General features: G+C 47.1%; 6 protein-coding genes. All 6 read right to left on the bottom strand.

The window, feature by feature from the left end:
• Positions 1-1,702, bottom strand: a 1,702-nt coding sequence (locus tag ACKPQ5_RS01035; RefSeq protein WP_407677230.1) for a sulfatase, incomplete at its 3' end; no start/stop codon positions are given.
• A 5-nt stretch (positions 1,703-1,707) separates the two neighbouring features.
• Positions 1,708-3,366: a sulfatase gene (locus tag ACKPQ5_RS01030; protein WP_407677229.1), complete on the bottom strand. Its 1,659-nt coding sequence runs from the start codon at positions 3,364-3,366 to the stop codon at positions 1,708-1,710.
• Between the two features lie 32 nt (positions 3,367-3,398).
• Positions 3,399-4,727, bottom strand: a complete 1,329-nt coding sequence (locus ACKPQ5_RS01025) for a FecR domain-containing protein (RefSeq protein WP_407677228.1) — start codon at positions 4,725-4,727, stop codon at positions 3,399-3,401.
• Positions 4,727-5,269, bottom strand: coding sequence for a sigma-70 family RNA polymerase sigma factor (locus ACKPQ5_RS01020; RefSeq protein WP_407677227.1), 543 nt, complete (start codon positions 5,267-5,269; stop codon positions 4,727-4,729). Before ACKPQ5_RS01020 ends, ACKPQ5_RS01025 begins: the two co-directional genes overlap by 1 nt.
• Positions 5,270-5,432: 163 nt before the next feature.
• Positions 5,433-7,040, bottom strand: coding sequence for a sulfatase family protein (locus ACKPQ5_RS01015; protein ID WP_407677226.1), 1,608 nt, complete (start codon positions 7,038-7,040; stop codon positions 5,433-5,435).
• 69 nt (positions 7,041-7,109) lie between these two features.
• Positions 7,110-8,422: sulfatase-like hydrolase/transferase (locus tag ACKPQ5_RS01010; protein ID WP_407677225.1), on the bottom strand; the 1,313-nt coding region annotated here is incomplete at its 5' end.

Genomic DNA, 8,422 nt, shown 5'->3' with positions numbered 1-8,422 from the left:
TAAATTCAACAAATTTTATGCGGGCATTTTTTTCTGCCTCTTTCTTTTCCGGCCCCTCTCTCCAGGAATAAAGGGTTCGGTGTACATTTGTTTTCTCCTTGTTCACTATATTTTTGAAGAGATCGTCGTTGAGCTGCTTGAGCATTTTTGCCTTTCGGTCTTCAAAATCAGGAAGACTCTGTTCCTTCAGGACCGCTAACCTTTTCCTGTAGAAATATACCGACTGCTGGCTGAAATGATCCATCAGTTTATGGTGTGCCTGTCTAACCTGTTCGGCCGTTCCGCCATCCACTTTCTTGACATATTTCCGGCAAGCCTGATCCATTTCCTTGACCTTCTCAGGCATGGCGGATGCCAAATTCTTTTCCTCGCGATAGTCGCTTTTCAAATTAAACAATTTAAATTCATTGGAGTTTAAATGACGCATTAATTTGTAATCGCCCATAATGATTGAACTGATTGGTGGGTGGTAGTGGCAGGTATAATGATGGATAATTCCTGGTGCGCCCCGCTTGACCTCTCCCTTGTTCCCTTTCTTAAATACCTGACGTAAACTTCCTCCATCGGTATTCGGAGGCATTGGTGCCTCACTCCCACTCAGGTCATGAAAGGTGGGCAGAAAATCCCACTGTACGATGGGCACATCGCATTGTGAACCCGCTTTAATCCCTGGCCCGGATATGACGGTGGGCACACGGATTCCACCCTCATAAATCGAACGTTTCCCCTCCTGTAACGGACCATTAAACCTACGGATTTCTCCATCAACTTTTCGCTTTTCGGAATGTCCGCCTCCATTGTCGGAAGTAAAGATGATGTAGGTATTTTCCAATTCGCCTGTTTGCTCAAGTGCATCAAGCACATCGACCAGAGTGAGATCCATTTCCTCCACCATGGCGGCATAGGTAATCTTTTTATTTGCTTCTCCTTTGGGGTTGTTAACCGGATCATCGTTTAGTTCTTCCAGGCCTTTCGTATCATATCCTGCTGCGATCCACCGCTTTTTAGTTCGTTCAAAAGCCTCCCGAGTACAGACAAAAGGAATATGAGGAGCATAATGCGAAACCATCATAAAGAAGGGCTGCTTTCCGGCATGTTTCTTAAGGAAGCCTGCGGCATCTTTTCGTAACGAATGCATCCGCTTCGGATTATCCGGAGGAAACGGGGTTTTGTCCTTAATCGGATCCCAATACGAACCATGCCCGTTACCGTTTCCTCCCGGTTCACCCGGATTTTCATCGGTTAGGTCATACCCGGCCTCGTCAAATCGTCCCATCGCACTACATCCCTTGCCAAAATGAGCGGTGATATAATTCGTTCCCAAATCCTTGAGCATTTCAGCCATGGTAATTTCAGCTTCATACCCATCCGGACGCTGAACCTGGGACAGAACATCAAAAACATTCCGGTACTGAATCTTGGCGGTCGACTGACCATGCTGGATACTGATCCGGGATGCGGTACAGGTAGGTGATGGAGCATATGCAGCAGTAAAGCGGGCTCCCATTTCAGCGAGCCGCTCGATTCCGGGTGTTTGAATGAAAGCATTTTGGGTCGAGGGCTCTGCATCCATCATCTGTACCGAAGTGTCGGCATAGCCAAGATCGTCCGCATAGATGAGAATAAAATTGGGTGCCTTTGCCGATAAGCAAAGTGACGCGACAAAAGGAAAAAATATCGTAATTAGACGAATGGTATTCATGGTAATTAGTTTTGGTTAGCAGTTCCACGATCCTCGTGCATCTGGATCAGCCGTTTGGAACGTTCGAGTTGTTTATCCTGAAAATCAACATGGTTCTGGGAAACACCCACCTGAAAAGCTTTTTGCTTATTCGACGGATCGGTAACCAGTTCCGCCTTCAGTTTAGCCAACCGATTCCTTCCATTTTCAATCCACCCTCCCTCAAGTAGCTCAACATAATTACGTCGGGTTAAGGTAACCGTCTCCGCATTAACCTCTATCAGGTACTTCGCCCGTTTCTTATCAAGCTTCTGGACAAGATCGGGCATATCCGCAGCCAAATCATTTTCTTCACTGAGGTCCTTACTAATATCAAACAATTCAGTGTTCAAAGAATCGAGGTCCTTGCGCAGTTTATAATTACCGGAGCGGATAACAGACTCGGCGACGCCGGTATGCCAGGGAAAATGAAAAATTAATTCCTTGGTATTACGTTTTACCCGTCCCTTGTTTCCTTTTTGAAAAATATCACGCAGGCTACCCCCGTCCAAATCCTTGGGCAGTGGATCCGTACCGCCTGCCAAGTCATAAAAAGTCTGTAGGAAGTCCCATTGTACCACCGGGATGTTGCAATAGCTCCCTCCCTTTACTTCAGGCCCACGAACGAAGGATGGCATGCGAATGCCGCCTTCATAAAGACTGCCTTTTCCGGCCTTAAGCGGAGCATTTCCACGAAAACCACCTCCATTATCCGAGGTGAAAATCACATAAGTTTCCTCCTCTATCCCAAGTTCATCAATCGCATCCAATAAGGTTCCAAATGCACGGTCCACATCAGCGAGCATGGCAGCGTAATTAATGATCCATCCATCGTTATACATGGCAATGGGTATTTCTTCGTCCGGCATTCCGTCTTTTTTCTCATATTTCTTACCCTTCGGCAGTTTCTTGTATTTCTCACGGGTTCCCTTGAGCGAGTCGTGCCAAATATGGTTGGCATAATGAGAGAGCTGCAAATAAAAAGGCTTCTCAGCAGCTACCTGTTCCTTCATGAAGTTGATGCTTTTTTCAGTAAGCGAAAAGATTCGCTTGGGATCATCTTCAGGGAGATGCGTCTTGCCGTCATCATCAAAATCGCCGGGCCCGTTCCCATTCGGTCCATCCGTGACATCATATCCAGCTTCAGCCGGCTTAATACTTTCATTGTGCCACTTGCCAAAATGAGCAGTCTGATAATTTGAGTTCGCTTTTTTTAAAGCCTGCGGAATCGTGATTTGTCCAAGATATTGCTTCTTCGCTTCCACCGCAGAAAGTACGGTGTACCTCAACCGACTAGGCGTCATTCCATGGAGCAGACTATTTCTTGACGGAGCACACAAAGCCGAGGGTGAGTAGCAGGAGGACAGAACCATCCCCTCGCGTGCCAGTCTTTCCACATTGGGAGTCCGGTTAAAATCACTCCGCGTATCCTCGCGCCCTTGGATCATTTCAACCGAAGTCTCAGCCCAACCGAGATCATCCATGTACACCAACACAAAGTTCGGAGCCTTGGCAGCGTTCAAGACTGAAGCCAGTACCAAAAAGGCGGGAATCAAAAAGTTAATGGAATGCTTGAAAGATTTCATTTGCTCAATGAAACGTTCTGATGGTGGCCCTTCGCGAATCATAGAAAGGTCTTGTTTCATAAAGCATGTCTAAAACAGATTCGTAGGTAGATTCATTGAGCTTCAACCAACACTCTTACTTGGTCTAAATGTCCGGGGTTTTCCCTTAATTCAAGAATAAGCGAATGTCTATCCGCGGTTAGAATTAACTTATCAAAACCCTTTCTTTCATCACCTTCCGGTCTGGGTTCAATGGTTCGTGCAGAGGGGTAGTCTGCCCCGGGTATGCCAAAAACGACCTCGGATTCATTTAATAAACGATCTTCGGTGATAACACCCACAATAGGGTTCGCAAATGTAATCTGCCCAATGACACTACGGCGACGGTTCGGATTCTCTCCTTCAGGGTAGGCATCCAACTGTAACAAGTAACTTGTCATTGCCCGGTGAGGAACAAGGGTTGGTTTTTCCTCATAATGTGACTTCTCATATTCCCCGGGATCAATCATATCCACCCGCATACTCTCGTTGGAAAGAAAACCTCTCTTTTCAGGAAAGACAACGATGTGTTCGTTATCTTTATAATTCCCGGGATGAAAGTCTGGCCCCGGAGAGACAAATCGCATGGAACCGGTGGTTTGAAGAACACCATAATTAACCGGCAAAGCATTTTCAAACTGACTGGTTTCATAAGAAACGGAATCAATCACCGAAGAATTAACACGTGCACTTATTGATTCCCCCTCCCTTACTAAATGAGAAACTTCTTCCAGCCCTGCTTCACGGGGCAGACTTACTTCCACCTCGCCATCAAATACGCATACCTCAGTTTGGCCATTCTCGCTCACCGAAACCCCGAATGATGTACCGAGATCCACCACATGAGCTGCCACTGTGTCGACCACAAAACCAACCGCGGATTCTGGGATCGTCGCAGTCACCAAACCCTTATGAAGCAGGACTCGATCTTGATCAAAAACCTCCAATTCTGCAGGTCCCTGCACCGTAACCCGTGCCCCATTTGAAAAATCCAGTCTCAATAACCCACGAGTCAAGGAAAGGATTCCAGGCTCCACTGTTTCCCCAGTCTTGTAGGTAACTCCATCGGCACGGTATGCACCGATAACATGCGCCACCTCGGCAAATGGCCGATTGGATACCTGAAAAATAAGCAGCCCAAAAAACAGAACCAGGCAGGCGGCAACCGCCCACACTGTTTTACGGGTAAAAATGCTTTGCCCGGGAAACAGAATCGTTCCCTCTTCCTCCTGCTGACTTGAAAATCGACGTCTTAAAGAAGCATGCAGACCAACCGAGCTTAGGTAGTGAATACGGGCTTGGGGATCTTGAAGCATTCGTTCCTCCAAGGCTTTCATATCAACCTCACTAATAGTTTCATTAAGAGACTGATCAATTAACTCCTGAAATTCCTTATCTTTCATCAGATCATACTCCCCTCTATTCCAAGTTGAGCTTCGATACATTGATGTAATTTACCGCGAATGCGATTGAGCTTTTTATAAAATTTATTGGCGGTGCCGCCCTTTTGTTTGGCGTAGGATTGTACGGTGGCACCTTCGGCATAACAGCCGGAGACTATTTCACGATCGTCCTGTGGAAGTTTCTCCACACATGAATCCAATGCACGACGACGGGCTTCCAGTTTATCGGCTTCCTCGGAATTGTCTGAGGCTAAGAGTTCAATCATTTTCTCGCTAAAGACATGGCGATCTCTTCGAGCCCGGGTCAGGTGATTGAGTGCTTCATTCTTGGCCACCTGAAAAGCCCAGTTCCGAAAATTAGTTCCCGGCTTAAAACGATCAAAACATCTCCACATGGTCATGCTCGCCCGTTGAACCACATCTTCTGCATCTGCGCTTCTTCCCACCATTGCCATGACAAAGGAAAACACCGCAGGCTCGTGACGCACATAGAGAGCAACAAAGTCTTCATGTCGGTTGGAATTTGAGCTTGGGGTTGCCATTGAAATAAAGGTTATAACTAGTAAGTTACAATTAAACCAAAATTAGCCGATATTTTATTGCATGTAAGGACATTAATAATCTGCACTGGGATCCTGCAGGGTTTACGAGTCGGAGTCGAAAGAGAAAGCATTAATATTAAATCGGCTCACTTTACTTATTTAGTTATTTTACTCCGAGTGGCATGAGGCGTTTTTCATAGTCCCAATTGGCTTTTTTGTTCATGTTCCTGAGTGTAATAATGGGGGGGCAATAATATTGGTTCCTTAAACGGACCAGCTCTTTTTTAAGCTTTGTTATAACTGTTTTATTCTCAGGTATGAAATATTGACTAATCATTTCTTGGGGATCTTTTTTAAGATCAAAGAATTCCCACTCGTTGTACTTTGGGTAATAAATCAGTTTGTTCCGTCCGTCCGTTACCCCGAAATGGGGCTGCACATTATGGTTCGCCAGTTCGTGATAGGTGTAAAGAAAAGTCTTTCTCCAATTATCCGGAGTTTTGCCCTGGAGGACGGGAACCATGCTTTTGCCTTGAATTTCTTGAGGGATTTCAATTCCTGCAATATCAAGAAAAGTGCTGGCTATATCAATATTGGACACAATGTCTTGATCGTTCACCACGCCCGCTTCGACTTGCCCCGGCCAATGGACGATGAACGCAGTTCTGAGTGACTCCTCGTACATAAACCGCTTATCAAAAAATCCATGTTCTCCCAGAAAGAATCCATGATCCGCCATGTAGATGACAATTGTGTTATCCGCCAAATCATTTTCTTGAAGAAAAGCACGGATACGCCCCACATTCTTATCGATACCAGCCCCCGCAGCCAGAAAGTTTTTGAGAAGGGCCTGATACTTGAAGCGGGAAAGCTCCCTGTTTTGATCATTCCAGTTCAAATTCATCGCCTGAAAAGGTTTGGAAAATTTTGAGCGATAAGCATTCCAGGCTTTTCTTTGCTTCGGGTTGAGTTTGCCTAACTCCCCTGGATCACCGACTAGAATCCCATGCGACAAGTTTTTATAAAGAGTCAAAGTTTGCTCGCGTATCGCCGTCCCACGATAGGAAAAATCATCAAATAAATTATCAGGTTCGGGAATATGGACGTCGTCGTACAGATCATATTCTTCCGGACCCGGACAAAACCCATGGTGTGTGGCCTTGAACTGGGACATCAGCATAAAAGGTTTGCTTTTATCACGACCGTTTTTCAGCCATTCGATCGTTAGGTCGCCCACGACATCGGAATTATAACCGACCAACGTCCGGGTATCCTGTAATCCTTCCGCATTCCCCCTCTGAAGGAAAGGATTATAATACCGACCCTGCCCCTTCATGACATCGAAATAATCAAAGCCTGTCGGTACTGATGCCAAATGCCATTTCCCGATGATCGCGGTTTGGTATCCATTTTTGCGCAACATCTTAGGGAAGGTCTGCTGGGATCCGTCGAAGTTGGTATTTCTATTCCAGGTAACCCCGTTTCTATGCCCGTATTTACCGGTAAGTATGGCCGCCCTGCTTGGACCACAAAGTGCATTGGCTACGAAACATTTCCTGAAAAGCATTCCTTCACTCGCCAGCTTGTCGATATGCGGAGTATAGGCGACTTCTTTAAGTCTTCCACCGTAAGCTCCAATTGACTGCCAAGCATGATCATCGCTAAAAACAAAAAGGATATTGGGTGAATCCGATGGCTTCTTCGCCTGCGAAGCAACTACTTGCGCCCAAAGGAAAAAGAGAAGGATGGAGTACTTGTATTTCTTATTCATGTTTGATTTTCTCTCTCGAAGTCATGAGGGAGGAAGATGCCATGAAAGCACTGTCCTCACCCTCGGCACTCAAGAACGTTTAACCTCAATTAAATCCACTTCAAGGTTGGTTCCTTCCGAGCCCTTGAGCTTGATCTCGAGAGATTTGATAACGTTTTTCCAGTTCGTATTACCTGTTAGCGGAAGCCGAACCTCCTTGAATTGTTTGGAGGCAGAAACTTTCATGACGGAACCAAGGGATTTGCCATTGGCAAGGGCCTCGATCTCAAGAGGTGCATCTGCCCGCAGCTTAATGAGCAGTGCTTGGTCGGATCCGTTGGGTTTGATCTTGAGTCCCTTGCGAACCAAAGAACCGGGTTTGCCGGGAAGACGGAATTGCAGAAAACCCTGAAAGCCGGCTATATTTTCCCGTATTCCCCTGCCCTGCCAGCCTTCGGTCTGCCAGCCCCCGCAATCGAATTCATAGGCGATTCGTCCATCCTGCGGATTCCGACCGTTGAGCTTTTCCCACTTGTCGGACAATCCGTCGCCGTCGTTATCTTTGCGGTTGATTTCGTATTCCGGGTTCACCCCCCGCCCACCTTGCCAATCGTCCCCGTTATGACGGAGCGCATTGGAGGATTCCTCATCTTCTCCCTGGTCCCCCTTGGCCAGCCAGGCGTCAAGTAACTTGCGATGACGGTTGAGTTCTTTGGCGAACTTGGGATCGCCGACCAAGTTGCGCACTTGCGCAGGGTCTTTCGATACGTCGTAGAATTCCTCCTTGGGGCGCTCCCCAAAGTAAATCCTTTTTAGGTCGGCGGAAAGTTTGCCTGCGGCGTAGAGTTGTTTAAGGTTCTTAAGGTAGTCCTTGCTATCCCTGTACTGCGGTTGGAGCAAGATACGGTCGAGCTTGTAATTCCGAGTGTAGCGGAACTTGTTGGTCCGGATGGTACGAACCCGGTCAATGGTATGATCCAACCGGTCCTTGGCCGAGGCCACCCACTGACGGGGCTCGAAGTCCTTGGCGAAAAGATTGCGGCCTTCGTACCAATCGGGCAGCTTGATTCCCGCCCAACTTAAGGTGGTCGCAGTCAGGTCCAAGGTACTGACCAAGTCCTTGCGGGCACCTTGCTTAGGCACCCATTTGTCGGGTCCCATGAGCATAAACGGAACATGTAATCCGCCCTCTGTGGGCATCTGTTTATGCCGGACCAAGTGATTGGCTCCGTGATCGGATAAATAAACCACAATGGTGTTCTCTTCGAGTCCCGACCCCTTGAGACTAGCTAGGATTTTCCCGATGTGATCGTCATCGACTCGAATCGCATCGCAGTGCTGAGCCACGACTTTACGGTACAGGTCATTCTGTGGGTAATCGGCGGGTACGGCAACCTTGGAAG

It is taken from the genome of Candidatus Seribacter sulfatis (genome assembly GCF_964187635.1).
Classification (GTDB): domain Bacteria; phylum Verrucomicrobiota; class Verrucomicrobiia; order Opitutales; family Seribacteraceae; genus Seribacter; species Seribacter sulfatis.
The sequence above is the reverse complement of the archived record's forward strand: the minus strand, read 5'-3'. Positions and strand labels throughout refer to the sequence as shown.

What these genes read in the sequence shown, in the direction of transcription:
- ACKPQ5_RS01030 (WP_407677229.1), bottom strand. Translation starts at nt 3,366, where the DNA reads ATGAAACAAGACCTTTCTATGATTCGCGAAGGGCCACCATCAGAACGT.
- ACKPQ5_RS01025 (WP_407677228.1), bottom strand. Translation starts at nt 4,727, where the DNA reads ATGAAAGATAAGGAATTTCAGGAGTTAATTGATCAGTCTCTTAATGAA.
- ACKPQ5_RS01020 (WP_407677227.1), bottom strand. Translation starts at nt 5,269, where the DNA reads ATGGCAACCCCAAGCTCAAATTCCAACCGACATGAAGACTTTGTTGCT.
- ACKPQ5_RS01015 (WP_407677226.1), bottom strand. Translation starts at nt 7,040, where the DNA reads ATGAATAAGAAATACAAGTACTCCATCCTTCTCTTTTTCCTTTGGGCG.